The sequence below is a fragment of the Chryseobacterium lathyri genome (assembly GCF_019970085.1).
Taxonomy (GTDB): Bacteria; Bacteroidota; Bacteroidia; order Flavobacteriales; family Weeksellaceae; genus Chryseobacterium; species Chryseobacterium lathyri.
This window is the reverse complement of sequence record NZ_JAHXYG010000006.1, coordinates 274,507-299,070: the sequence shown is the minus strand read 5'-3', so window position 1 is coordinate 299,070 and position 24,564 is coordinate 274,507. Positions and strand designations below refer to the sequence as shown.

At 36.5% G+C, this 24,564-nt stretch carries 24 protein-coding genes and 1 tRNA gene; 17 read left to right on the top strand and 8 right to left on the bottom strand.

The features are described 5' to 3' along the window. Positions 1 to 16: 16 nt before the first annotated feature. From LC418_RS19685 to tilS, 3 genes are all read right to left on the bottom strand, one after another. Positions 17 to 541: a biopolymer transporter ExbD gene (locus LC418_RS19685; RefSeq protein WP_223560370.1), complete on the bottom strand. Its 525-nt coding sequence runs from the start codon at positions 539 to 541 to the stop codon at positions 17 to 19. A 265-nt stretch (positions 542 to 806) separates the two neighbouring features. Next, positions 807 to 2,873 (bottom strand): protein-disulfide reductase DsbD family protein, encoded by a 2,067-nt coding sequence (locus LC418_RS19680; RefSeq protein ID WP_223560369.1) that lies wholly within the window; start codon positions 2,871 to 2,873, stop codon positions 807 to 809. Further along, complete coding sequence (gene tilS, locus LC418_RS19675; protein WP_223560368.1) at positions 2,870 to 4,189, bottom strand: tRNA lysidine(34) synthetase TilS; 1,320 nt, start codon at positions 4,187 to 4,189, stop codon at positions 2,870 to 2,872. Before tilS ends, LC418_RS19680 begins: the two co-directional genes overlap by 4 nt. 90 nt (positions 4,190 to 4,279) lie before the next feature. Here tilS and LC418_RS19670 point away from each other — a divergent pair, with 90 nt between their 5' ends. The 6 genes from LC418_RS19670 (at position 4,280) to LC418_RS19645 (ending at position 9,026) form a co-directional block, all read left to right on the top strand. Beyond that, positions 4,280 to 5,113 (top strand): OmpA family protein, encoded by an 834-nt coding sequence (locus LC418_RS19670; RefSeq protein WP_223560367.1) that lies wholly within the window; start codon positions 4,280 to 4,282, stop codon positions 5,111 to 5,113. Between the two features lie 396 nt (positions 5,114 to 5,509). Then, positions 5,510 to 6,157, top strand: a complete 648-nt coding sequence (locus tag LC418_RS19665) for an O-methyltransferase (RefSeq protein WP_116014267.1) — start codon at positions 5,510 to 5,512, stop codon at positions 6,155 to 6,157. An 89-nt stretch (positions 6,158 to 6,246) separates the two neighbouring features. Beyond that, complete coding sequence (locus LC418_RS19660) at positions 6,247 to 6,963, top strand: C40 family peptidase (RefSeq protein ID WP_111955530.1); 717 nt, start codon at positions 6,247 to 6,249, stop codon at positions 6,961 to 6,963. A gap of 17 nt (positions 6,964 to 6,980) precedes the next feature. Continuing rightward, a complete protein-coding gene (locus tag LC418_RS19655; RefSeq protein WP_223560366.1) occupies positions 6,981 to 7,448 on the top strand; it encodes a DUF1648 domain-containing protein in 468 nt (155 codons plus the stop codon). After that, positions 7,445 to 7,789: a cupin domain-containing protein gene (locus LC418_RS19650; RefSeq protein ID WP_223560365.1), complete on the top strand. Its 345-nt coding sequence runs from the start codon at positions 7,445 to 7,447 to the stop codon at positions 7,787 to 7,789. Before LC418_RS19655 ends, LC418_RS19650 begins: the two co-directional genes overlap by 4 nt. 4 nt (positions 7,790 to 7,793) lie before the next feature. Beyond that, complete coding sequence (locus LC418_RS19645; RefSeq protein ID WP_223560364.1) at positions 7,794 to 9,026, top strand: 3-deoxy-D-manno-octulosonic acid transferase; 1,233 nt, start codon at positions 7,794 to 7,796, stop codon at positions 9,024 to 9,026. On the opposite strand, the gene LC418_RS19640 is transcribed toward LC418_RS19645, so the two are convergent. The 3 genes from LC418_RS19640 to LC418_RS19630 are packed head-to-tail and all read right to left on the bottom strand — an operon-like array spanning position 9,018 to position 11,399. Continuing rightward, positions 9,018 to 9,644: a deoxyuridine 5'-triphosphate nucleotidohydrolase gene (locus tag LC418_RS19640; protein ID WP_111955522.1), complete on the bottom strand. Its 627-nt coding sequence runs from the start codon at positions 9,642 to 9,644 to the stop codon at positions 9,018 to 9,020. The genes LC418_RS19645 and LC418_RS19640 overlap by 9 nt on opposite strands. Beyond that, the gene (locus tag LC418_RS19635) at positions 9,644 to 10,399 is read right to left on the bottom strand and encodes a glycosyltransferase family 2 protein (protein ID WP_223560434.1); all 756 of its coding nucleotides are present in this window, start codon (positions 10,397 to 10,399) and stop codon (positions 9,644 to 9,646) included. The genes LC418_RS19640 and LC418_RS19635 overlap by 1 nt, the downstream gene beginning before the upstream one ends. A gap of 22 nt (positions 10,400 to 10,421) precedes the next feature. Further along, positions 10,422 to 11,399, bottom strand: coding sequence for an acyltransferase family protein (locus tag LC418_RS19630; RefSeq protein ID WP_111955520.1), 978 nt, complete (start codon positions 11,397 to 11,399; stop codon positions 10,422 to 10,424). A 195-nt stretch (positions 11,400 to 11,594) separates the two neighbouring features. Between LC418_RS19630 and LC418_RS19625 the strand changes: the two genes are divergently transcribed. From LC418_RS19625 to LC418_RS19575, 11 genes are all read left to right on the top strand, one after another. Further along, positions 11,595 to 12,068, top strand: a complete 474-nt coding sequence (locus LC418_RS19625) for a lipocalin-like domain-containing protein (protein ID WP_111955518.1) — start codon at positions 11,595 to 11,597, stop codon at positions 12,066 to 12,068. Positions 12,069 to 12,264: 196 nt separating this feature from the next. Next, positions 12,265 to 15,078 (top strand): leucine--tRNA ligase, encoded by a 2,814-nt coding sequence (gene leuS / locus LC418_RS19620; RefSeq protein ID WP_223560363.1) that lies wholly within the window; start codon positions 12,265 to 12,267, stop codon positions 15,076 to 15,078. Between the two features lie 240 nt (positions 15,079 to 15,318). Continuing rightward, positions 15,319 to 16,182 carry a MotA/TolQ/ExbB proton channel family protein gene (locus tag LC418_RS19615; RefSeq protein ID WP_034723277.1) on the top strand — a complete coding sequence of 288 codons (864 nt, stop codon included), beginning with the start codon at positions 15,319 to 15,321 and terminating at the stop codon, positions 16,180 to 16,182. A gap of 68 nt (positions 16,183 to 16,250) precedes the next feature. Further along, positions 16,251 to 16,853, top strand: a complete 603-nt coding sequence (locus LC418_RS19610) for an ExbD/TolR family protein (RefSeq protein ID WP_223560362.1) — start codon at positions 16,251 to 16,253, stop codon at positions 16,851 to 16,853. 12 nt (positions 16,854 to 16,865) lie between these two features. Continuing rightward, positions 16,866 to 17,438: an ExbD/TolR family protein gene (locus tag LC418_RS19605; RefSeq protein ID WP_223560361.1), complete on the top strand. Its 573-nt coding sequence runs from the start codon at positions 16,866 to 16,868 to the stop codon at positions 17,436 to 17,438. 23 nt (positions 17,439 to 17,461) lie between these two features. Further along, on the top strand, positions 17,462 to 18,301 hold the full coding sequence (locus tag LC418_RS19600; RefSeq protein WP_223560360.1) for an energy transducer TonB: 840 nt from the start codon (positions 17,462 to 17,464) through the stop codon (positions 18,299 to 18,301). A gap of 75 nt (positions 18,302 to 18,376) precedes the next feature. Further along, complete coding sequence (locus tag LC418_RS19595) at positions 18,377 to 18,574, top strand: DUF308 domain-containing protein (RefSeq protein WP_111955508.1); 198 nt, start codon at positions 18,377 to 18,379, stop codon at positions 18,572 to 18,574. Next, positions 18,564 to 19,436 carry a PstS family phosphate ABC transporter substrate-binding protein gene (locus LC418_RS19590; RefSeq protein ID WP_223560359.1) on the top strand — a complete coding sequence of 291 codons (873 nt, stop codon included), beginning with the start codon at positions 18,564 to 18,566 and terminating at the stop codon, positions 19,434 to 19,436. The genes LC418_RS19595 and LC418_RS19590 overlap by 11 nt, the downstream gene beginning before the upstream one ends. A 91-nt stretch (positions 19,437 to 19,527) precedes the next feature. After that, the gene (locus LC418_RS19585; RefSeq protein ID WP_111955504.1) at positions 19,528 to 21,177 is read left to right on the top strand and encodes a tetratricopeptide repeat protein; all 1,650 of its coding nucleotides are present in this window, start codon (positions 19,528 to 19,530) and stop codon (positions 21,175 to 21,177) included. Between the two features lie 168 nt (positions 21,178 to 21,345). Continuing rightward, positions 21,346 to 22,065: a bacillithiol biosynthesis deacetylase BshB1 gene (bshB1, locus tag LC418_RS19580; RefSeq protein WP_111955502.1), complete on the top strand. Its 720-nt coding sequence runs from the start codon at positions 21,346 to 21,348 to the stop codon at positions 22,063 to 22,065. Positions 22,066 to 22,100: 35 nt separating this feature from the next. Beyond that, positions 22,101 to 22,176: transfer RNA gene (locus LC418_RS19575), tRNA-His, on the top strand. Positions 22,177 to 22,400: 224 nt separating this feature from the next. Here LC418_RS19575 and LC418_RS19570 read toward each other — a convergent pair. Further along, positions 22,401 to 22,736 (bottom strand): DUF3276 family protein, encoded by a 336-nt coding sequence (locus tag LC418_RS19570; protein ID WP_034701927.1) that lies wholly within the window; start codon positions 22,734 to 22,736, stop codon positions 22,401 to 22,403. Positions 22,737 to 22,835: 99 nt separating this feature from the next. Further along, a complete protein-coding gene (locus LC418_RS19565) occupies positions 22,836 to 24,497 on the bottom strand; it encodes an ABC transporter ATP-binding protein (protein ID WP_223560358.1) in 1,662 nt (553 codons plus the stop codon). Between the last annotated feature and the right edge of the window lie 67 nt (positions 24,498 to 24,564).

Genomic DNA, 24,564 nt, shown 5'->3' with positions numbered 1-24,564 from the left:
AAAATGCTCTTCGATTCTATTGGGTTAATTCGGTATAAATTTTCTTTTCCCATGGTTTTATATCAGTAATGCCATATCTTTCTTTTTTAGAGATCGCGATATTGTCCAGGATGTCTACGAAGTTTTTATAGTTGGCATCATCGGTGGGCTTTACAATGACGGTGAAATTTTCAGGCACCGGAGCGTTTTTATAAGCTTCAGAAATGATCTTGGAAATTTTCACCCCGCTGAAATCGGTTTCTTTCAGATTTGCTGTATTCAGATCCTTCTCATTGCTTTGGTGGTAAAATACCCTGTCGTTTTTTCCGAGAATGAAGGTAACCTGGTTCTGATCCATAATTACATCGGTAATAGGGTGAGGATTAGGATCTTTTGCCGGAAGCCCCAGATCCATTACATTGGGTTTTGTAAAATTGGTGGTAAACATAAAGAAGGTGATCAATAGAAATCCTAAATCTACCATTGGAGTCATATCCACCCGGATTAATTTTTTTCTTTGTTTGCTTCCTCCCTGTTTTTCTTGTGCAATTACTTCAGCCATAATTCATATTTTTAAATGTTAAACGGTTTTGGTTAAAAAAGTAAAGTATTGATACTTATCTGAAGGAATCTATACAAAGTTTGTACCTAAAATTGATAAATGTCAATAAAATTTAAAATTTATAGAATGGTTGACATAAAATAGCTGTACAATATTTTATATTCGCAAGCTTTTGTGACTTTTTAAGAATATGATTATTTTTATAAATATCAAAAAAGCCCTATCAAAATAATGATAAGGCTTTTTATTATGTTTAAATTAAGAATTACTTCGTCGTTTTATAGTAATTAACTCCGCATTCTAAGAACTTTTTGAAATCTTCTTTCGGCATATATCCGGATACCGGTGTATTGATTACTTTTCCATCCGGTGTTATCAAAACGTAGTGAGGTTGGGAATTATTATTAAAATTCACCTGCTGGAATAAACTCCATCGGTCACCAATCGTTTTTACCTTTTTCACCTGTCCGTTTCCAAGATCTATTTTTGTTTTCTGATCTTCAGGAAGCTCTTCCTTATCATCTACGTATAGGGATGCCAATACAACATCATTCTGTAAAATCGGAAGGATATCCGGCTCGCTCCATACGAATTCCTCCATTTTTCGGCAGTTTTCGCAGCCATAACCTGTGAAGTCAATCAAAATTGGTTTGTTTTCCTTTTTAGCCAGTTCAATAGCTTTAAAGAAATCATGCTCGGGATGCATTCCCAGAATTCCGTCTTTTTCATCATGAAGATAACTTACATTCAAAGGAGGCAGAATTCCGCTTAACAGCTGTAGTTTTGGACGTTCTGCCGGAATTAATCCCTGGATCAGATAGATCACAAAACCTATTCCCAAAGCGCCTAATATCTTTCTTGTAATAGAAATCTTCGGTTTTTTATCATCGTGCGGAAATCTTATAACTCCGAATAAATAAAGAGCCAGTCCCAAAGCAATAACGATCCAGATGGCAATGAAAAGTTCTCTTTTTAATAAGAATGTTTTAGAAACTAAATCTGCCTTAGATAAGAATTTTAAAGCTAAAGCCAGTTCTACAAAACCAAGAACCACTTTCACGGTATTCATCCATCCTCCGGATTTTGGAAGACTCTGTAATGCCTGCGGGAATAAAGCCAGCAAACCAAAAACAATAGCCCATGCCAGTCCGAATCCTGCCAATGCGAATGTCAGCAGCATAGGAACATTGGTAGAGCCTGTCACTGCGCTTCCCAGTAAGCTTCCCAGAATAGGTCCGGTACATGAGAACGAAACGATAACCAGCGTCAGTGCCATGAAGAAAATACCGATAATTCCTCCTGCTTCTTCTGCTTTCGAAGACTTATTGGCAATGGAGCTCGGCAACGTGATATCATAGTATCCGAAGAAGCTTCCTGCAAAGAAGATGAATATGATAAAGAAGGCAATATTCAGCCATACACTTGTAGATATTTCATTGAAGATATTCCCGGCAATTCCATCGATCAGATGGAAAGGAAGGCTCAGAAGGACAAAGATGATTAGGATGAAAAATCCATAGATCAGTGCATCTCTTTTACCCTTTGCTTTGTTTTTATTCCCTTTTGTAAAGAAAGAAACAGTCAGCGGGATCATAGGAAAAACACAAGGTGTCAGCAAAGCGATCAGGCCACCTACAAATCCTAAGAATAAATAAGTCCAGTAATTTTCTCCGACTTCTTCCACGGCTGTTCCGCAATCGGTCAAGGGCTTCTGGAAATCAATGGTTGCTATTTTTAGCTGTTTTGGATCCAGTTTTGATGTTTCTGCAACGGGTAATTCTCCTTTTACAGGCGTTATCGCAACCGTTTCTATAGTTTTTGCAGAATCTTTTATAACATCCGTCTTTTCCTCTGCAGTTTCCTCAACAGCACCTTTTGGAGTTACTTTTTGATTAAATTCTAAAGTATTTGGAGCCAGACAAACTCTGTCGTCACAAGTCTGATAGGTAATTTCAGAAATAACCTCTGCTGGTTTTGTAGGGTCTTTTAATTTAAATTTCTGCTTGAAACCGGCAGAATTGGAATAAAAAACAATCGTCCCTCCAAAAGCTTCTGAAAACTCTTCGTGTTTCTTACCAACTTCAGTGAACTTTCCGATCAGTTCGATGTTTTTCCCTGAAACTTTATACTCGGTAGGAATTCCTGTATCTTCAGGAAGATCTTTGGAATAGATATGCCAGCCGTTTTCCATAGTAGCATTTAAAACTGCTTCATATTGGTTGTTCCCTAGATCGTTGACAGTGAACTTAAACTTTACAGGGTTCTTGATCTGTGCATTAATTCCTGCCGCTAAAAACAGTAGTACGGCTAAAAACCAGTTTCTAAATTTCATTTTTTCTTTTCATTAAAAATTTTGAGAATACTTTGCGTTTTCTCATCACTTGCATATCGTCTGTCCTGTCTGAGAGGTATAATTCCAAGTACGGAATTGTAACTGTCACACAGGATCCAAATTTTTGGCCTCGCTAAAATAGATAATTTTTCGTCCCTAAAAAACTTAGAAACTTTCTTTTTGCCTGAAAAATCCGCCGGATAAAACTCGTCACCATCCTGCTGTTTTCTTAAACGTAATGGAAACTGAAGTTTTGCGGCATCAAAATCCCATTCAAAACCGTTATTGATTCCGTCAATGTTTTCAATTGTATCTTCAAGACTGATATCCATTTGGATTTCAGAAAAATCAAAATTTTCCACCAAAATAATTTCATCTTTGGTTTCTTGCCTTTGGTTTTTACTGATGAAAATTAATTCATCGCGGCTGATCATAAGCTGATAATCTTTTGAAAAAAAAGAACTGCCGTTTTCCGCTGTAAAAATTTTGGAGATTTCTTCTTCCTTGTCGAATCCGTATTTCTTTAAAATCTCAAACTGTACGAAAGCACTTTCCTGATCCAGCTTTTCTTTGGATAAGATTTTGTGCTCAGAGTTAAATACCGTAAGTTTATTTTCGATTTCCTCGATCCGTTTTTCTACAAAATCTCTGGTTTGGTTCAGATAAGAAGAGCTTTTTCTGAAATTTTCCAGAAAGTGCTCATTGATTTCCAAAAGCTTGGGAGTGATCTCATTTCTGATTTTGTTTCTTAAATAATCACTTTTTTTATTAGAGAGATCTTCCCGGAAGTCAATTCTGTTTTCCTCAGCGTACCCATAAATTTCTTTTTTTGAAAAGTTAAGAAGAGGCCGGATTATCTTGTTTTTATTTGCTGGAATACCACTCAGCCCACTGATGCCAGAAGCTTTAGAAAGATTGATGATGAAAGTTTCCAGCTGGTCATTCAGATGATGGGCGGTAACAAGAAATTCAAGGTTTTCCTGCTCCTGAATTTCCCTGAAAAAGCGGTAGCGGATTTCTCTCGCCCAAAGCTGGATAGAATTTTCCGGTTTATTATCTTTTTCCGAAACTTCATACAGGTGAAAACGAATATGATTTTTCTCACAAAAATCCAGAACCGTTTTTTGATCCAGATCAGAATCTTCACCCCGAAGTTTATAGTTGATATGAGCTATCTGGAAATTAAGCCCCAAACCCTTAAAAAGAGAGGCCAGGACTATAGAATCGGCACCTCCGCTTACAGCCAGAAGATAGCTGTGAGTTTCCGGATTTCTGACAAGGTTTTCAAGCTGATTTTTAAAACTAAATTTTTCCAAAGGGTATGTTGAAGATTTCTTTTATGCAAAGATAATCCATAAAATTCAATTCAATTTTCCTAACTTTGATTCGTCTAAAAATGATTACATATGAAGATTATTAAAATTTTAGGAGTAACTGTAATGGCGTTGGGATTGACCTCTTGTGTCAGTAAAAAGCAGTATGATGCATTAAGCTCCAATTATAAGCAGTGTATTGAAAATATCGGTGAAAGACAAAGAGAGATCCAGGATTTAAAGTCTCAGAATTCTGCATTGTCAGGTGAGAATAATCTTTTAAAAAGCCAGCATGATGCTTTGAAATCATCTCTGGATGCATGTCTTTCAAATACAGGAAAAAGTTCAGCTAATATTGATAAACTGGTTGGGGAGATCAATGCTTCCAATTCATATATCAAACAGCTGATTTCAAACAATGCTAAAAATGACAGTCTGAATATGGCACTGTCCAACAAGCTTAAAAGATCTCTTGATAATGTAGCGGATGATGACGTACAGGTGAAAGTGTTGAAAGGAGTGGTAATGATCTCGCTTTCTGATAAAATGCTATACAAAACAGGAGATTATAACGTACTGCCTGCTGCTCAGGAAGTATTAGGAAAAGTAGCTAAGGTAATTAATGATTATGATAAATATTCTGTATTGATTGAAGGTAATACAGATAATGCACCATTAAGCTCACCTAATCTGCCAAGAGATAACTGGGATCTTTCTGCATTGAGAGGTACAGCAATTGCGAAGGTTCTTCAGACGCAGTTCGGAGTAGATCCAGCAAGAATTACTGCGGGAGGACGTTCCGAATACAATCCTAAAGCAACCAATATGAGTGTTTCAGGAAGAGCGGAAAACAGAAGAACGGAAATCATCATTATGCCTAAGCTGGATGAATTCATGAAATTAATGGATATTGCTCCTAAGAAGTAATTGAACATACATACCCATAAAAAAATCCCGAAGTCATTCGGGATTTTTTTTAATTAAATTAATTCTTCTTTTTTCAATAATGAAATAATTCGTTGAAAAAATGAGTTGGATATTTCTGTCTTAGTTTTTTTGGACGAAGAACCCGCACTGCCATTTGGCCTTGCGGTCTTCTGATTCTCTGTGTTAATTAGTTTTCCTCCTGCATTCATTGTTTTGTCTTAGTGTTTTTACCCTTTGTTCTGTGCAAATGTATTACTATCTTTCAGGCAAACATATCCGTATTTTCACGGTATTTTCAATGGGCTTTTTACGGAGAAACGGATGAAAAATGCCGACCAATAATAATTTTTTCTTTATATTTAAGTACTTTTGAATAACATAAAAAAGAATTGCAGTATGAGCTTTTTTGAAGAAAAAAATCCTGAAATGGACAGGTATCTGGAAACGCATGCTTCCTCGGAACCTGAAATTCTGAAAAAACTGAGAAGAGAGACCTATCAGAAAACTACACAGCCGCATATGATATCAGGATATCAGCAGGGAAGACTTTTAACTATTATTTCTCAAATGATACAGCCTAAGAATGTGCTGGAAATAGGAACCTTTACAGGATATGCGACACTATGCCTGACAGCAGGACTCGCCAAAGATGGGAAAATTACCACACTGGATGTGAACGAAGATCTTGCTTACCTTCCAAAAAAATATTTTGAAGAAAGTGAATATGCCGGACAGATCGATTTTAAGCTTCAGGATGCCAAAGAATTTTTAAGAGATACTGATGAGGTTTTTGACCTTGTTTTCATAGATGCTGATAAAGAAAATTATGCGGAATACTTCAGGCTGATCAAGCCCAGAACAAAAACAGGTTCGGTAGTGATGTTTGATAACGTTTTATGGTACGGAAAAGTGCTGGAGGAAAATCCGAAACAGAGATCTACACAGGTTATCAAGGAACTCAATGATTTGATTGCAAAAGACGATGATTTTGAAAATCTTATTTTACCTTTGCGTGACGGAGTGAATTTTCTGAGAAGAAAATAGGCAAAAGATTTAAAAATTAAAAAAATAAAAGATTTTACGGAATCTAATTCTTTAATTTTTAAATCATTGAATCTTTTAATTTAGAATGAATGAATAAAGGAATTTGTAATGTTACTGTAGCACCGGTTCGTGCAGAGAATTCTGACAAAGCGGAAATTGTTACGGAAATACTGTTTGGGGAAAGCGCTGATATTCTGGAAGTGAATAAAAACTGGACCAGAATAAAAATGCATTATGATGGCTATGAAGGATGGATGGATACCAAACAGCTGAAACCTGTAACAGAGGAAGAGTTGGCAAAAAGAAAGGTTACCGTGGTGACTGAAGATTTTTCCTCAGTGTTAATGAATGACGGAAAAACCCTTCTGTCAATGGGTTCCGAAGTAGAATTTCCTGCGGTGGCTTCAAGAAGAAGTCACGATCTTCGTGAGAGTATAGCTTTAGCTGCCAGAGAATTCCTTAACGTTCCTTACCTGTGGGGCGGAAAGAGTTTTTTTGCAGTAGACTGTTCCGGTTTTACACAGCTGGTATACAAGATCCATGATATTAAATTGCCTAGAGATACTTATCAGCAGGCAGAAGTAGGTGTCCCTTTAACTTTCGTTGAAGAAAGCCAGCCAGGTGATTTAGCATTTTTTGAAAACCCTGAAGGTAAAATTATTCACGTGGGGATTATGCTTGAGAATCAGAAGATTATTCATGCTTCGGGAAAAGTGAGAATAGATATCCTGGATTCTACCGGCATCTTTAACAAAGAAATGAATAAGCATACCCATAAGCTGAGAGTGATCAAAAACGTACTCTAACCCTAAATACGGTCTGAATGGAGAATATTATTTTCACAGCTTTTGATATTTTTAATTTCGGATTGGTGATTTTTTTCTGGTGGTTTACCCTGAAACATTACAAAACCCTTCCTAAACGAATTCCGGTACATTTCGATTTTGACGGAAAGGCTGATAATTTTGGAAACAAAGCCTTTTCTTTTTTAACACCGATTCTGGGAACGGCTTTCTATTTTATGTTTGTATATACCTTAAGACATCCGGAAACCGCTAATTTTCCTGTAGAAATCACAGACCAGAATAAGGATGCTCAATTCCTGATCATGGAAGTTTTTATAAGATGGCTATTTGTATTAATAATGTTTATTTTTATGAATAGTCAGGATTATATGTTCCGTTATTCCTTTGATGAAAGCGTGAAGCCTAGAGTTCCATTATCTACAGCTATTTTATCGGTAATAGGAAGCCTGATCGTGGTTTTTATTTTTGTAGCGATATTCAAATGATATATTCTAAAGATAATTCAGTACACTATACCTGGGGAAACGGCTGTGACAGCTGGATCCTGAATGATTCCCGAAATCTTTCCGTAAAGCAGGAAAAAATGCCTGCCGGAACTGCTGAAAAACTGCATTTCCATGAAATGGCAGAACAGGTTTTTTACATTTTAAAAGGGGAAGCTGTATTGTATATCAATAATGAAAAGTTTTCTGTTAAGACGGGAGAAAGTATTTCTATTCAACCTAAATCAGAGCATTTTATTTCCAACGAATCTCAGGATGAAGTGGAGTTTCTTGTTATCTCCAGCCCATCTACCCATAACGACCGAATTGAAATTGAAAAATAATTAAATGTCTTTCTTATACAACATATTTGTCAGCCTGCTCATTTTCGGAATGAAAGTTTTCTCTTTGTTTAATGATAAAACTAAAAAAGGAGTTGAAGGAAGAAAGCAGTCTTTACACAAAGTAAAAGCTGCATTTTCGCCCTCAGACAAGGTGATCTGGATGCATGCGGCCAGTCTCGGCGAATATGAGCAGGGGCTTCCTGTTTTGGAAAAGTTGAAAGAAAAATTTCCGGAGCATAAGATTCTTATCACTTTTTTTTCCCCTTCAGGCTACGAAAATGTTGTAAAAAAGAAACATATCGCAGATGTAGTCTGCTATCTTCCTTTTGATAAAAAAAGTAAGGTAAAAGAGTTTATTTCCCGGTTTGATACAGAATTGTTTTTTACGGTTAAATATGACTACTGGTATCATCTCCTGGCAGAGCTTAAAGAGCATGGAGCTAAGATTTATGTAATTTCTGCCTTGTTTTATGAAAGCCAGGCTTTCTTTACATCTTATGGAAAATGGTTTGTAAAGCAGCTCAAAAAAGAGGTAGACTGGTTTTTTCATCAGACCACCTTTTCTTATGCATTAGCTAAGAGTATTGGATTGGTCAATTCTTCAGTCGCAGGAGATACAAGGTTTGACAGGGTAAAACAACTCCGGGCAAGAGATAATCATGTTGAATTTATTGCAGATTTTATAGGAGAGCATCAATCTGTTGTATTCGGAAGCTCGTGGCAGGCTGAAGAAAAGATTGCTGCCACAGTTTTCAGAATGAATGCTGATTTGAAACTGATTATTGCTCCCCATGATCTGAAAAGAGTGGAGCATTTAAAGAATATTTTCCCCGAAGCCCTATTATATAGCGAAATACGAAATACGGAGCCTTCCGTTTCCAGACATCAGATTTTAATCATCGACAGCATTGGTTTGTTGTCAAAACTATATTCTTATGCAGATGTGGCGGTGGTAGGCGGAGGCTTTCATGATGCAGGTCTGCATAATATTCTGGAAGCAGCTACGTTTGGGACTCCTGTGATTTTTGGGGATCATTATAAAAAGAATCCTGAGGCAGACGATCTGATTGCAGCCGGCGGAGGAAAGTCTTTTTCAGAAGAATATGCAGCAGCGGATTTTGTATTGTTTCTTCTTAATAATGAAGAAGAGTTACAGGAAATGTCCGGAAATGCAAGAAAATTTATAAAAGAAAAGCCTGATGCCACAAATCTTATCCTGCAGAAGATATTATCGTAAAAATCCCTGACTTTTTGTGTCTTTCATGATCTGCTCTATGTTTTCCGGAATATTATCAGATTCAAGCCAGTTAATATCCAGACCATTATTGATGCAAAGTTTCTGCAAATAATGATTTTCAGAGATTTTATTTCGTGTTTCTCTCAGGAGCTCATCAATTTCCATCCAGTAATCTTCGTCCAGCTTTTTTGTTAATACTAATGCCTTAAACACTTTATTAATGATATAAATGTAGAGCTTGTACACATTATCAAATCGCTGTCTGCTGAAATCACTGTTGGAATCCAGAATTCTGTTCACCAGCAAAAGATTCAGAGAAACTTCCCCGAATTTATCCGTTGTAATTTTGATGTGCTCTGTTATTTCTGCACTCAGCTTTCGGATAATAGTAAGAAAATATTTGGCGTTTCCAACATATTTTGAGGCCAGAAGAACCTGTTCTGCAACATTCTCTTCCATCGCATTTCTCTTATCATCCGTAGTTTCCTGATCGATCAGTTCAAAATACAGTTTTTTAGATAAAAGCTTATCTTTTTTCAGCAATCTGAAAATAAGCCGGTCTTTTTCTATGCTGGAAAAAGCACTTAAGGCAGCTTTAAACTCTTTTGAATATTCCATTAATTGAAAATTTTAGAATATTTCAGAAATCCGTTTATGGCCCAATTGGCCGTATAATAAAAGGATTTTACAGTAGAAAACCCCATAAAGTCTTTGTAGACCAGATACTGATCCTTGATGATGTTTTTTTTCTTTCGGGAAACACTGTTCTCACGCATCCTGTATTTTGCCAGTGTCTTATTGATAGGCATTCCTTCAGGAATTACCTTTAATAGGTTTAGCCACATCACGTGATCTTCACGCTTGCTTTTTATAGGAAATAAGAATTTCCCAACCCTTTTGGTATCGTACATGGTAGAAACCGGGGCCAGTCTGCAGGTTTTCAGAAGATTGGAGAAGGTTACCACCTTATCTGCCAGGAAATCTTTTAAAACAGGCTGTAACTGCTCATTACATCTTGAATAATTGCAGTAGACCAGTTCTGCATTATTTTCCTGCATATAATCTGTCATCGTTTCCAGATATTCAGGATACCAGAAATCATCAGAATCCAGAAAAGCAATATATCGCCCAGTGGCTCTTTCCAGGCTGTTATTTCTGGCATTTCCGGCACCGCCGTTTTTCTCCAGGACCTGTAATTTTATCCTGGGATCATTGTATTTTCTTATGATTTCTACGGTATTATCTTTGGAAAGGTCATCGGTGATCAGCCATTCCCAATTGTCATAGGTCTGGTTTAGAACAGATTGTATCGTTTCTTCGATGAATTCGGCAGAATTGTAACAGGGAGTGATGATGGAGACCAGGTCTTTCATTTGCATTTTTACTGGGGTAAAATTATAAAAATTTTTTCTCATAAAGATGCCACGATGCAATTCCTACTCCGATAACGACCAGCATACACAAAAAGCTCATGAAAAAAGGATTGTAGTTGGCAAACAGTCCAAGCGTAGCAAATACCCTGATAATAGGAAAGTGGAAGATATAAATACCGTAAGTGAAATCTCCGTATTTTCCAAAATTGTTCAGAAATTTGAATGAATAGGCAATATACAGAACAATAATACTGATCATGATAGGAGAAAATAATTTGATATGTAAGATCAGATCTATCCAAACCGTAATAATAGCAATGATGAAGAGCGTGTTTTTATATTTGATAAACTGATCAAAATAAAAATAGCCCAGCATCCCGCCTATAAAATAACATAGCGAGCCGGGCAACTGTTTGGATATGGAGATTTTTCCGGCCATTTCAAAATAATTAAGGAAAACTAGAGAAAGAAAATACAGAATGATCAGGCTGATATTCCTGTACTTATTATTTTTTCCGAATAATAAAAAGATTAGGGGAACAACAAAATAAAAGCACATTTCAATCTTAAGCGTCCATAGAGCACCGTTGACTGCTTCATTCCCGAAGACCCCGGGAAGAGAAGGAGCCATGAAATTCATGAAAATAGAATTCCAGAAGAAATATTTATAAACCTGAACGTTTCCGAAATAATCGGAAAGAGGCAACGTACTTACCAGACTCAGCAGGACAGTACAGAGTAAAACAACCAAGAGATAAGCGGGAACAATTCTGGAGATTCTTTTCTTTACGTAGCTTTTCAGGCTGGAAGATCTTTCATAACTCCTTGCAATAAGGAATCCACTGACAATAAAAAACGAAAAAACGGCAACTTCTACAGGACTGTGTGTTAAAAAAGTAAGCTGGCTGGAGTCACTTAAAGCTCCCAAATGTCCTACAAAGACAATGAAAGCAAGGAGAACACGGATGAAGTCAAAATTATTTTTCGTTATACTCTGCATTTTGTTTCTTTCTGCAAAAATAGTTTTTTTAATAGATAGAGGAAAAACTGAGATTCAATATTTTGTTAAATAAAGGCTGTTTTAAAGGATAATACTTTAAAATTTTCAGAAATATAGATTATCAAAATAATTTTTCACAAAAAATGAGGTTATAAATCAAAAAAATTATAATTTTAGCCCTTGAAAATTTTATATATGAAGAAATTAGCATTACTATTTGCAGGTTTATCATTATTTGTAGCTACAGGATGTAATGATGATGGCGATAATGAGATGGAATATCCTCTTGTAGGTGTCTGGCAGCCGCTTAAAGAAGTGGTTACTACCGTAGAAGTAGGTGAGGAGCCTGTTTCCGATCTTATTACGTATACCGACTGCCAGAAAGAGGGCAGATGGAGATTCAATACTGAAGCATCGGGAAAAAGAACTGAATGGGGAGAGATTGGTACAACTCCACAATGTGCTATTACGTCAGACAGAAACTTTACTTATACCTATGATAAAAGTGCAAAAACGGTAATAGTTAAGTATCAGGGTACCGTAGAACCATCCAATGGTAAAATAATTACGCTCAATGATGCTACCTTAAATATAGCATTCAGAGAAGAGACCCAGGATCCGACTGTATATAAAACGAGAACATTTACAATGAAGAGAATTCCTCAATAAATAAAATATACATTTTATACCTAAATACAGATCTCATCTCCGGATGAGATTTTTTGTTGAAGGGCATTTGTGAATTAATCAAAATTAAAATTTCCATTTCTTTTAAAATCATTATTTTTGTGAATCTTGATTTAGAATTAATGATAAGAATTAAATCTAATATCTAAAGTCTAACATCTAACATCTATTATAAAAAGTGTTTTACGATCATCAGCAGATAGAAAAAAAGTGGCAGAAGTACTGGGAGGAAAATCAGACCTACAAAACCTCTAATAACACAGACAAACCTAAATTTTATGTTCTCGATATGTTTCCGTATCCATCCGGAGCAGGACTTCATGTGGGGCACCCGCTGGGGTATATTGCATCAGATATTTATGCGAGATATAAAAGACACCAGGGGTTTAATGTTCTTCACCCGGTAGGATACGACAGCTTCGGTCTTCCTGCTGAGCAATATGCCATCCAGACAGGGCAGCATCCTGCGATCACAACTGAGGAAAATATTAACAGATATGAAGAGCAGCTGAAAAAGATCGGTTTTTCATTTGATTGGAGCAGAGAGGTGAGAACTTCTGATGCATCCTATTATAAATGGACGCAGTGGATCTTCATCGAGCTGTATCATTCATGGTATAATAAAAATACTGATAAGGCAGAACCTATCCAGACTTTGATTCAGCATTTTGAAGAAAAAGGAACTGAAGGATTAAATGCCAATCAAAATGATGAATTAAATTTCACAGCAGAAGAATGGAAAGATTCCTCAGACCTTGATAAAGAAGATATTTTACTCAACTATCGCCTGGCTTACAGGGCGGAAACTACCGTAAACTGGTGTCCGGCCTTGGGAACTGTATTAGCGAATGATGAGGTAAAAGACGGAAAATCTGAAAGAGGGGGATTTCCTGTATTCCAAAAGAAAATGATGCAGTGGAGCATGAGAATTTCTGCCTACTCTGAAAGATTATTACAGGGATTGAACACATTAGACTGGCCGCAACCTCTTAAAGATGCCCAGGAATACTGGATTGGGAAATCCCAGGGAGCACAGGTTAAGTTTCAGATAGAAGGTCATGACGAGATCGTTGAGGTATTTACAACAAGACCTGACACTATTTTCGGAGCAACATTTATGGTGCTGGCTCCTGAAAACCCTTTAGTGGAAGCTATTACTACAGAAGCTCAGAAAGTGGAAGTAGATACTTATATTGAAGAAACTTCCAAGAAAACGGAAAGAGATAGAATGGCTGACGTGAAAAACGTGAGCGGCGCTTTTACGGGAAGTTATGCTGTCAATCCTTTCAGTGGAGAAAAAATGCCAATCTATATTTCAGATTATGTATTGATGGGTTATGGAACAGGAGCTGTAATGGCCGTTCCTGCACATGATGAGCGTGATCACAGATTTGCAAAGAAATTTAACCTTACTATTAAAAAGGTAGTGGATACCGATGAAGATGTTCAGGAAAAATCTTTCGATTCTAAAGATTCAGTCTGTGTGAATTCTGATTTCTTAAATGGGTTAAATTATAATGATGCCAAATCAAAAATAATTACCGAAATAGAAAACAAAGGAATTGGTCACGGAACCACGAACTACAGACAGCGTGATGCTATTTTCTCAAGACAGCGTTACTGGGGCGAGCCGGTTCCTATATATTATAGGGAAGGAATGCCTTACACACTTCCGGTTTCTGCTTTGCCGCTGGAACTTCCGGAGGTTGAAAAATATTTACCGACTGAAGACGGAGATCCGCCACTAGGAAATGCAAAAGAGTTTGCCTGGGATGAAGCTAACCAAAAAGTTGTTTCTACAGATTTGATTGATGATAAAACCATATTTCCGTTAGAATTGTCTACTATGCCGGGTTGGGCGGGAAGCTCATGGTATTTCCTTAGATATATGGATCCGAATGATCAGGAGGTTTTTGTTAAAAAAGAATTGGCGGATTATTGGGGACAGGTAGATTTATATATCGGAGGAAGCGAGCATGCAACCGGACACTTACTATATTCCCGATTCTGGAATATGTTCTTAAAAGACAGAGGCTATATTAATCAAGATGAACCTTTCCAAAAACTGATCAACCAAGGGATGATTTTGGGGATGAGTGCATTTGTATACAGAATTGATGGAACCAATCAATATGTTTCAAAAAGTCTGGCCGGTAATTATCAGACTCAAAAGATCCATGTTGATGTATCCTTATTAAAAGGAACCTCTGATGAATTGGATACCGAAGCTTTCAAAGCATGGAGACCGGATTATACGGATGCGGAATTTATTTTAGAAGACGGAAAATACATCACAGACCGTGAAGTGGAAAAAATGTCCAAATCTAAATACAACGTTGTAAATCCTGATGATATCTGTGAAGAATATGGAGCAGACGGATTAAGGCTGTACGAAATGTTCTTAGGTCCTTTGGAGCAATCTAAACCATGGAATACACAAGGGTTAAGCGGAGTGTATGGTTTCCTTAAGAAATTCTGGAACCTGTATTTCAATGGCGATACTTTTGAAGTGTCTGATGAAGAACCAACAAAAGCAGAATACAAAGTTTTACATACCTTAATAAAGAAGGTGGTATATGACATTGAGAACTTCTCATTCAATACCTCTGTATCTTCATTTATGATTGCTGTCAACGAGCTGCAAAAAATAAAATGCAATAAACGCAATATTTTAGAACCATTAGCCGTTATCATCTCTCCATATGCGCCACACATCTGTGAAGAGCTTTGGAGCCTGCTGGGACATAAAGAATCCGTGGAATTCGAGAAATTCCCTGTATTGAACGAGGAATACCTGGTTGAAGACGAAATAGAATATCCGGTAAGTGTAAACGGTAAAATGAAGTTCAAAATTTCACTTTCTGCTCAGTTATCGGCCAAGGAAGTGGAAGATTTGGTGATTTCGGATGAAAGAATGCAACCGTTTTTAGAAGGTAAAACACCTAAAAAAATCATCGTCGTGCATCACCGTATTGTGAATATCGTAATTTAAAAAAAAGTTAACATTGGCAAATTAAAAAAAATGAAGGTCTTATTTTTTTAAATTTCTAACTCAAATGTTAAAATTGAGAAAAATAAATAAAATAATTTAAAATAATTATTATATCGAAATCGTATTAAATTTTCTTTATCAGAAAAATGCAAAATGTTTATTTAAGACTCTTGCATTTTAATTAATTTTGCCTTTAATTTACACCCTGTAAAATTTTAAAACAATATAATTTAGTTAAATATGGAAATGAATGTTTCAAAAAATGATGAGCAAGTAGTTGCTAGAAAAGCAGGAGGTTTAAACCCGGCTGTTATTATTCCTATTTTATTCGTTATAGGAGTTTGTATTTATTTATTTGTTCTTGGGAACCCAGGAAACTTTAAAGACGCAGAAAAGCTAGGTGGCGGATCTGTAGCTTTCTCAAGTGTTGAAGGAAAAGACATTCACCCAGAATCGTTTTTAGGTATTATCTACAAAGGAGGGGTTATCGTACCAATCTTGATTACTTTCATGATCACAGTAATCGTTTTCTCTTTTGAAAGATATTTCGTACTAGGTAAAGCTGCTGGAAAAGGAAACTTAGACAACTTCGTAGTACAAGTAAGAAGCTTATTGAATCAAAACAAAATTGATGAAGCTTTAGAAGAGTGTGACAGACAGCAAGGATCTGTAGGTAACGTAGTGAAAGAAGGTCTTACTACTTACAAAGCACTTTCTCACGATACTACTTTAAATAAAGAGCAGAAAATGGTAGCTCTTAACAAAGCTATCGAAGAGGCTACTACTCTCGAAATGCCAATGCTTGAAAAGAACATGATGATTCTTTCTACTTTAGGTACTGTAGCTACGCTAATCGCACTTTTAGGAACTGTAATCGGGATGATCAAAGCATTCTTCGCATTAGGTTCAGGTGGTGGTACTCCAGATGCTGCTGCACTTTCTACAGGTATCTCTGAAGCCTTGATCAACACGGCATTAGGTATTGGTACTTCAGCTATCGCGATTATCCTTTATAACTTCTTTACATCTAAAATTGACGGATTAACTTATAAGATCGACGAGATCGCTATGAGCATCCAGCAGTCTTTCGCTGAATTCAACTAAGAATTGAATTTGTAGCAAGGAATTTGCATTCCAATTAAAAGAAGTTTAATTTAAATAATTCAAAAACAATGGCGAGAGTCAAACCAAAAAGACATGGAGTAGTGACGGATATGACGGCAATGTGTGACGTTGCCTTCCTACTACTTACGTTCTTTATATTGACCACTCAGTTTAAAAAACCTGACGTGGAGCAGATTAAACCGCCATCTTCAATATCAGAGAAGTTACTTCCTGATGCAAGTTTGATGACCATCAACGCGACTCCGGACGGGAAATTCTATTTCCAACCGGTGGAGAATGCATCAGAGAGATTACAGCTTTTAGAAAAAATGGGTCAAAAGTATAATATGACTTTTACCAACCAGGAAAAAGCTGCCTTTCAAAAAGTACAAGCAATTGGGGTTCCTATGAACCAATTGAAAGGCTATCTCGATTTGTCAGATGAGGAGCAGAAAAGCTTTAAGAGTCCTACCGGGATTCCTATGGATAGTACAAATAAGCAGTTAGTAGAATGGGTAAAACAAAGTTTGAGCGTAAATCCTGATTACAAATTAGCAATCAAGGGTGACGTTACGACTGAATATCCTAAAGTTAAAAGCCTATTTGAAGGTTTAAGAGATATTGATTTTCTTAAATTCTGGTTGATTACATCACAAGAAGGTAAACAATAATATCATTTAGAAATGGCAGAAGTACAAGTACAGGAAAAAGGCGGCAAAGGCGGCAAGGTACGTTCCAAGAAGCAGAATACCAGAGTCGATATGACTCCTATGGTGGACTTGGGGTTTCTATTGATAACCTTCTTTATGTTCACAACCACATTTAGTAAACCAAATGTAATGGATTTGGGACTTCCGGCAAAACCTAAAGAGGATCAGCCGAAACCACCTCCAACAGAAATTAAACTTTCTAACTCAATTTCTTTATTATTGGGTAAAGACAATAAGATTTTCTGGCATCAGCAGGATCCTACATCTTTAACTGATCAGAATCTTAACGAAACTACTTACGATAGAGAAGGGATTAGAAAAATAATTGAGAAAGCAAAAGCAGGGGCAGCAGATAAAACAAAATTTACTGTTATTATCAAGCCGACTGACGATGCTGTATATAAGAACTTTGTAGATATTCTTGACGAAATGGCCATTACCAAAAGTGAGCAGTACGGGGTAACCGATGTGAAGCCTTGGGAAAAAGCTATTTATGATAAGAGAGTTGGGAATAATGGAGCTGCGGCTGCACCAGCTACAAAGTAATTTAACCATAAAATTGTATATCTATGGCAGATGAAAATGTATACAATCAGAATCTTACTTTAGATGAGATTGTATTTGAAAATAGAAACAAGGAATATGGTGCCTATGATCTGAGACATCAGTATCCAAGACTTCTGACAAAATCTTTTATTGTCGGAACGGCATTATTCCTGGTTGCGGCTTTGTCTCCTTTTATTTATCTTACCATTAAGAGACTTACTGCGCCGCCTAAGCAAGAAGTGAAGGCGGATTTAGTAAACATTATTGAAGAAGACCCGATCATTGAGCAACCAAAAGAAGAAGAACCACCTCCACCACCTCCACCAAAAGAAGAGGAAAAAATTGAGGTGATTCAGAACGTAGTTCCTGAGCCTGTAAAAGCTCCGAAGATTGAAACACCACCGCCACCAATTTCTAAGCAGTTAGAAACGACGACTGGTTTAAATAATCAGGAAGGGGTAAAAGCTCCGGCTTATACACCACCGCCACCACCGCCATCTACTGGTACTAAAGCCACTACAGCGGAAGTAAAAACAAATAATCCTAATGAGATCTACAAAGATGTAGACCAGTCTGCAGAATATCCTGGAGGTATGGGTGCATTAAGAAAATTCCTTGGGGAAAATTTTGATACTTCTTTAATGGAAGGAGGTGAAGGTACACTTAAAGCTAAGCTTAAGTTCGTTGTAGAAAGAGACGGAACAGTTTCAGCAGTTACTATTGAAGAGAAATCTCCAAATAGCGACTTCAACAATGAAGCAATTCGTGTAGTTAAGAAACTTAAAAAATGGACTCCTGCGAAAAGAAACGGGGAGAGCGTAAGATCTTACTATAGCGTACCATTTACTATGAACTTTGAATAATACTTATTTATTCAACTTATAAATAAAAAGAGAAGCATATGCTTCTCTTTTTATTTTTTTTGGTATTTTTGTTACATGATGTTCAATTGGTTATCCTTAGTTACAGGATTATTTTATATCGTATTGGGAATTGTAGTTATTATCTACAAGTTTTTCTTTACGATTTTGGAGCCTGCCATTGCCTACGCGATGGGGGCAGTGCTTATTCTTTATGGAATATTTAGAATCTATAGAGCAGTTACAAGAATTAAAGATTCCGGAAATGAAGAATAGTTTAAAAATTGTGTTGCTTTCTATGATGAGCATCATTGCAGTAAGCTGCAAAAAAGAAGATAAATCCCCCTCTTATCATAAAGGAGATCTTACCATACTTACGGATGAGTCTTTCAAAAGTGTTACCGAAGCGTTGGCAGACGGATATATGATCAATTATCCGGAAACCCATATCAAAATAGTAACCCAAAAAGAAGATTTGGCTTTTCTTGATCTGTTGAAAGATAAAGCAAGGATAACTGTCATGTCAAGAGATCTGACTCCCGAAGAGAAAAAAGCTTATGAAGAGCAGGTTGATCTGAAGTTTCTTCCTGCCAGATTCGCTGCAGATGCAGTGGTATTTATTGTTCCTAAAGATTCGCCGAAACAAAGTATTTCAATGGATGAAATCAAGAGTGGATTAGAATCTGATGCTAAAAATTTTATTTTTGACGGAACCAATTCAAGCAACTTGAACTTCGTCGCCCAAAAACTGAATAAACAGCCAAAAGACCTTAAATTTTCTATTATTCCGGGAAATCAGAATATTGTAGAAGAATTAGGGAAATATCCGGATAAAATTGGAGTTATAGGGTTAAACACTTTCAGCCGTCCTTATGATAAGACTTCTGAGAAGCTGAGAGATATGGTGAAAATTCTTCCCATAGAGGATAAAGGAAAACTGTATACTGCTGATAACGCAGGTCTTCGTGAAATGAAATATCCTTTTACACGTGTTCTTTATTTTTTAACAAACGAAGGTAACTTTAATATAGCTAACGGATTTATCAGATATTCTTGCACACAGCTTGGCCAGATGATTGTAGAAAAAGAAGGTCTGCAGCCCTATAATATATACAAAAGAGAGGTACAGATGCGTTAAATAATATTAAATAATATTATACCCACCGTAAAAATATTATTTTGGTCTGAAAATTGTGGAGCATATAACTCAAAATATAGAAAATATAAAAATGAAAGATATAATGATTATGAATGTAAAGAAAATTGCTTTTGGAGCGGCCGTAGTATTTTTTTCCGGTTTTGCCACTGCACAGACATTGCAGGATGGTATTAACAGTATAGACAGTGATAAATATGCGCAGGCTAAAACCAATTTTACAGAAATGGTTGCCAAAGCACCTACAGCAGAAAATTACTTCTATTTAGGAAATACTTACTTAAAACAGGGAGAACCTGATTATGCTAAAGCAATTGAAAGCTTTAACAAAGGTTTAGCTGCTGATAGCAAAAGCTACCTTAACAAAATCGGTTTGGCTACCGTAAAGCTGGGTAAAGGAGATAAAAGTGCAATTGCGGAAATTCAGAAAATTGTAGCGGATTCCAGAGAGAAAGATGCTGAAGTATTATTCAGAGCAGCAGAAGCCTTAACTTTGTTTGAGAAAAATAACGCTCCTGATGCTGCTATTCAGTTCCTGACCAAGGCTATTGAAAAAGCTGAGAAAAAAGGAGTTCCTGCTCACTATTATTATACCCTTGGAGATGCTTACAGAATAAAAAGAGCTCCGGGAGAAGCTATGTCGGCTTACGACAAAGCACTTCCTTTAGCTAAAAATAAAGCTTCTGTTTATACAAGAATGGCTACGTTATGGATGGCTGCACAGCAATGGCAGCAAGCTAAGCAAAGCATTGATAAAGCGATCGGTGTAGATCCGACTTATGCTCCGGCATACAAAGCTTTAGCTTCTTACGATATCAGATACCAGGAAAATGCAAAAGCAACACAAGACCTTATCAACTATACAAAATATGCTGATGAAGATCCATATACCCAATTAGAAATTGCTAAACTATACTTCACAAATGAAGATTATGCAAACTCTAAAACTGTTTTAGATAAAATCTTTGATAAAATTGATGATCCTATCAAATTTAAATTAAGAGCTTATCAGTCTTATGCAGACGGAAATTATGCTGAAGCAAAACAGAACATGGATACTTTCGTATCTCAGGCTGAAAAAACAAGAATACAGCCGGCTGACCAGGGTCTTCAGGGACTTATCGCAGCTGGATTGGCAAAAACTGAAAAAGATGCGGCTAAAAAATCAGCTTTAACTACAGAAGCACAGCAAAAAATTGCTATTGCTAAAGCAGCTAAGGATGAAACAATGAAGTGGGATATGGAGCTTGCAAACATTGCCGGAGGAGGAGCTTCTCAGGCTGAAGCAGAAAAAGGACCTTCTACACCGGAAATTGAAGCATTGAAAAAGAAAGTTGCTGCTAACCCACAGGATTCAGATTCCCTGTTTAAGTTGGCAACAGCTTACCAGGATGCTAAAAACTGGAACGGTGCAATCCTTACATGGCAAAAAATGAGTACCCTTCTTCCTGATTGGGCTCCGGCTTATTACAGCCAGGGGTATTCCTATCAGCAGGCAGGAAATAACGATGCTGCGAAAATTGCATATGAAAAATTCATCAGCACAGTAAAACCTGCAGATCAGGAAGCCAACAAGCAGACTTTAGCCTATGCTTACTTTGCAGTAGCCTATATGAATAAAGATACTGATCTTGCAAAAGCTAAAGATTATATAGCTAAATCTTTACAGCTTGATCCTACTTACCAGGATGCTGTAAAATTAAATGCAGAAATCAATAAGTAATTTAAAATTTAAATTATAAATATTAAAACTTCCCATTCTCAATGTTTGGGAAGTTTTTATTTTAAATCTTATCTTTGAAACTATGAAACGCCCGGGGGTTAAAAATTCGAAAATGTGAGGGAAATTATTGGGCGTTCCATCTGACAAATTAAAAAATAAAAAGAACAGATGAAAACAGATATACTTGCTTTTGGAGCACATCCTGATGATGTAGAGCTGGGATGTGGCGGAACTATTGCCAAAATGATTTCGGAAGGTAAAACATGCGTTATTGTAGATCTTACAAGAGGCGAGCTCGGAACCAGAGGAACCGATGAAACCCGAAAAGTAGAAGCAGGAGATTCTGCCAGAATACTTGGTGTTTCTGCCAGAGAAAATTTAAAGATGAAGGATGGCTTTTTAGTGAATTCCGAAGAATATCAGATAGAGATCGTAAAAATGATCCGCAAATACCGTCCTGAAATCGTCTTGGCTAATGCCATTGATGACAGACATCCGGATCATGCAAAAGGAGCGAAATTAGTGTCAGATGCGTGCTTTTTATCCGGACTTAGAAAAATTGAAACCGTTTTAGAAGGAGAAAATCAGGAAGTGTGGAGACCGAAACATATTTTTCATTATATCCAGTGGAAAGACATTAAACCGGAGTTTGTTATTGACATATCAGAGCATTTGGATAAAAAAATTGAAGCCTGTATGGCTTTCAAAACCCAGTTCTATGACCCAACATCTAATGAACCGGTTACCCCTATTGCAACAAAAGATTTTTTCGAAAGTCTGACCTACCGTGCTCAGGATTTGGGACGCTTATCGGGAGTTGCTTATGCTGAGGGATTTACGTCTGAGAAGCTCATTGCGATGAAAAATTTTGATGGAATTGTTTGGTAATTAAAAAATCTTCCCTATATTTGCACTCACAAAACGGTGATTGTAGCTCAGTTGGTTAGAGCGTCGGATTGTGGTTCCGAAGGTCGGGGGTTCGAGACCCCTCATTCACCCAAGAAAAGTACACTTTTAAAGTGTACTTTTTTATTTTATAATATATTAAAAATCAATTTTGAGCAATTAAAAGCCATAAAATTGATTCTTATTATTTCTAAGATTTCTGATGAAATTTAAGTCTCATGTTATATATCGGTGAATTTTTAAAACGTTATTCTGAATATACAGGCATAAAAAAAGCATCTTTTTCAGATGCTTGTGTTTTTAGAATATTCTTTTTTTTAAACTTCGTCGTCAGAATCAATTGTGAATGATTTGCTTTTGAAGTCTTTGTCATGCTTTTCTGATATTACATCCTCACCCTTTTCATTAATGATGAAATCTGTGGACTCATTAAACATCTCCTGGAAACTTTTAAAATCCTCTTTGTAAAGATAAATTTTGTGTTTCTCGAATGTAGCTTCACCATTCTCTCCGAAATTCTTTTTACTTTCGGTAATCGTAAGATAATAATCTCCTGCTTTCGTCTCGCGCACATCAAAGAAATAAGTTCTTCTTCCTGCTTTTAACACCTTCGTGAAAATTTCATTTTCATGGCGTTCCTTGTATTCACTCATTGTTAGATATTTTTTAATCTTGTTAAGAACAAATATAAAAGAATTCTTTTAATCACAAAATTTTTTTTATGATTTATTTAACAATTGAGAACGAAACCGCTAAGCAGTTACAGAATTGGTAATTTCGGTGAGGTTGATGATTTTATCTGCTCTCTGAGCGCTAGACTCTCTGTGTGTGATAATTATGGATGTAGCGTTGCTGATTTTCTGATCAATATTTTCAAGGATATTCTGCTCGGTTTCCGTATCCAGAGCAGACAGAGAATCATCAAAAATAATGATATTTGGGTCCTTAATTAAGGCTCTGGCGATACATATTCTTTGCTTCTGTCCTCCCGAAAGCATCACACCCCGTTCACCTACAAGTGTTTTATACTGTTCTTTAAATCCAACAATATTTTTATCAACGTCTGCAATTTTAGCATATTCCACCACTTTTTCGTGGGATGGATGGTCAATGGCGAAACCGATATTGTTTTCGATTGAATCAGAGAATAAATAGCTTTCCTGGGGAATATATCCGATAAAGTTTCTGTAATTGGTAAGATTATGCTCCTTCAGGTTTTTACCGTCAATTAAGATTTCACCTTCTGTAGGATCAATAAGTCGGCAAAGCAGAAGGGCGATGGTAGATTTTCCGCTTCCTGTTTTACCCATAATAGCAAGAGATTCTCCGGCTTTAATCTTAAAGCTTAAGTTATCTAATGCTTTAATTCCTGTATTCGGATACACATAAGAAACATTTCTGAATTCAATATCCCCTTTAATAGGATAGTCCTCAAAGTTGGTATTGATGACTTCAGATTTTTTATCCAGAAATTCATTAATTCTCTGCATCGAAGCTTCAGCTCTCTGGTTGACGGAAGTAACCCAACCCACCATTGAGAATGGCCAGATCAGGATATTGATGTACATAAAGAAATCAGCAATTTTACCGACACTTAACTGCCCTGCAATATATTTCTGACCACCAATTAAAATAACGGCAACATTCAACAGTCCGATTACAAATAAAATTATGGTAAAGAAATAGGCTTCTGTTTTTGCCAGGTCGAGTGCTTTATTCTGATAGTCCGTTACTTTTATTCCGTAGTTCTTTTTAATGTAGTTTTCTTTAGCAAAAAACTTCACCACGCGGATTCCTGAAAAGCTATCCTGTACGAAAGTGGAAATCGCAGACTGGCTTTTCTGCATAATCTTCGACTTCTGATTGATAATCGAGCTTACCTTAAATATAATATAGGATAAAATAGGAAGCGGTAATAACGTCCATAAGGTCATGGAAGCATCCGTTTTAACCATATAAATGCTGGTGATTAAAAGAAGAATCATGAGATTCACCACATACATTACTCCCGGACCAAGATACATTCTTACCGCAACAACATCTTCACTTAACCTGTTCATAAGATCCCCGATGGTAGTCTGTTTGTAATCCGTAAGAGAAAGATCCTGATAATGTCTGTAAATCTTATTTTTCAGTTCATATTCAATTCTTCTTGAGGCGACAATAATTGTCTGGCGCATCATGAAGGTGAAAAATCCAGTCAAAAGAGAGCAGCCGACAATAATGGCAACATACACCAGAACCTGCTTATTGAAGCCTAGATTTCCGCCTTTTGTAAGCTCATCTACAGATTTTCCTACAAATTGGACTTTATAGATATTGAAGAAATTACTGGCAATGATAAATAACAACCCCCAAAACAATAATATTTTGTGCTTCCAAAAGTAAGGGTTTAAGGTTTTTAGCGCTTTCATAAAGTTTTACAAATTTACAAAAATGTAGACACACTACGAATTTCATCAATTTTAATTTTTGTATCTT

Excerpts from the sequence above, each read along its gene's own strand:
- LC418_RS19685 (WP_223560370.1), bottom strand. The coding sequence starts at position 541 with ATGGCTGAAGTAATTGCACAAGAAAAACAGGGAGGAAGCAAACAAAGA.
- LC418_RS19680 (WP_223560369.1), bottom strand. The coding sequence starts at position 2,873 with ATGAAATTTAGAAACTGGTTTTTAGCCGTACTACTGTTTTTAGCGGCA.
- LC418_RS19670 (WP_223560367.1), top strand. The coding sequence starts at position 4,280 with ATGAAGATTATTAAAATTTTAGGAGTAACTGTAATGGCGTTGGGATTG.
- LC418_RS19665 (WP_116014267.1), top strand. The coding sequence starts at position 5,510 with ATGAGCTTTTTTGAAGAAAAAAATCCTGAAATGGACAGGTATCTGGAA.
- LC418_RS19660 (WP_111955530.1), top strand. The coding sequence starts at position 6,247 with ATGAATAAAGGAATTTGTAATGTTACTGTAGCACCGGTTCGTGCAGAG.
- LC418_RS19655 (WP_223560366.1), top strand. The coding sequence starts at position 6,981 with ATGGAGAATATTATTTTCACAGCTTTTGATATTTTTAATTTCGGATTG.
- LC418_RS19650 (WP_223560365.1), top strand. The coding sequence starts at position 7,445 with ATGATATATTCTAAAGATAATTCAGTACACTATACCTGGGGAAACGGC.
- LC418_RS19645 (WP_223560364.1), top strand. The coding sequence starts at position 7,794 with ATGTCTTTCTTATACAACATATTTGTCAGCCTGCTCATTTTCGGAATG.
- LC418_RS19640 (WP_111955522.1), bottom strand. The coding sequence starts at position 9,644 with ATGGAATATTCAAAAGAGTTTAAAGCTGCCTTAAGTGCTTTTTCCAGC.
- LC418_RS19635 (WP_223560434.1), bottom strand. The coding sequence starts at position 10,399 with ATGAAAGACCTGGTCTCCATCATCACTCCCTGTTACAATTCTGCCGAA.
- LC418_RS19630 (WP_111955520.1), bottom strand. The coding sequence starts at position 11,399 with ATGCAGAGTATAACGAAAAATAATTTTGACTTCATCCGTGTTCTCCTT.
- LC418_RS19625 (WP_111955518.1), top strand. The coding sequence starts at position 11,595 with ATGAAGAAATTAGCATTACTATTTGCAGGTTTATCATTATTTGTAGCT.
- LC418_RS19615 (WP_034723277.1), top strand. The coding sequence starts at position 15,319 with ATGGAAATGAATGTTTCAAAAAATGATGAGCAAGTAGTTGCTAGAAAA.
- LC418_RS19610 (WP_223560362.1), top strand. The coding sequence starts at position 16,251 with ATGGCGAGAGTCAAACCAAAAAGACATGGAGTAGTGACGGATATGACG.
- LC418_RS19605 (WP_223560361.1), top strand. The coding sequence starts at position 16,866 with ATGGCAGAAGTACAAGTACAGGAAAAAGGCGGCAAAGGCGGCAAGGTA.
- LC418_RS19600 (WP_223560360.1), top strand. The coding sequence starts at position 17,462 with ATGGCAGATGAAAATGTATACAATCAGAATCTTACTTTAGATGAGATT.
- LC418_RS19595 (WP_111955508.1), top strand. The coding sequence starts at position 18,377 with ATGATGTTCAATTGGTTATCCTTAGTTACAGGATTATTTTATATCGTA.
- LC418_RS19590 (WP_223560359.1), top strand. The coding sequence starts at position 18,564 with ATGAAGAATAGTTTAAAAATTGTGTTGCTTTCTATGATGAGCATCATT.
- LC418_RS19585 (WP_111955504.1), top strand. The coding sequence starts at position 19,528 with ATGAAAGATATAATGATTATGAATGTAAAGAAAATTGCTTTTGGAGCG.
- bshB1 (WP_111955502.1), top strand. The coding sequence starts at position 21,346 with ATGAAAACAGATATACTTGCTTTTGGAGCACATCCTGATGATGTAGAG.
- LC418_RS19570 (WP_034701927.1), bottom strand. The coding sequence starts at position 22,736 with ATGAGTGAATACAAGGAACGCCATGAAAATGAAATTTTCACGAAGGTG.
- LC418_RS19565 (WP_223560358.1), bottom strand. The coding sequence starts at position 24,497 with ATGAAAGCGCTAAAAACCTTAAACCCTTACTTTTGGAAGCACAAAATA.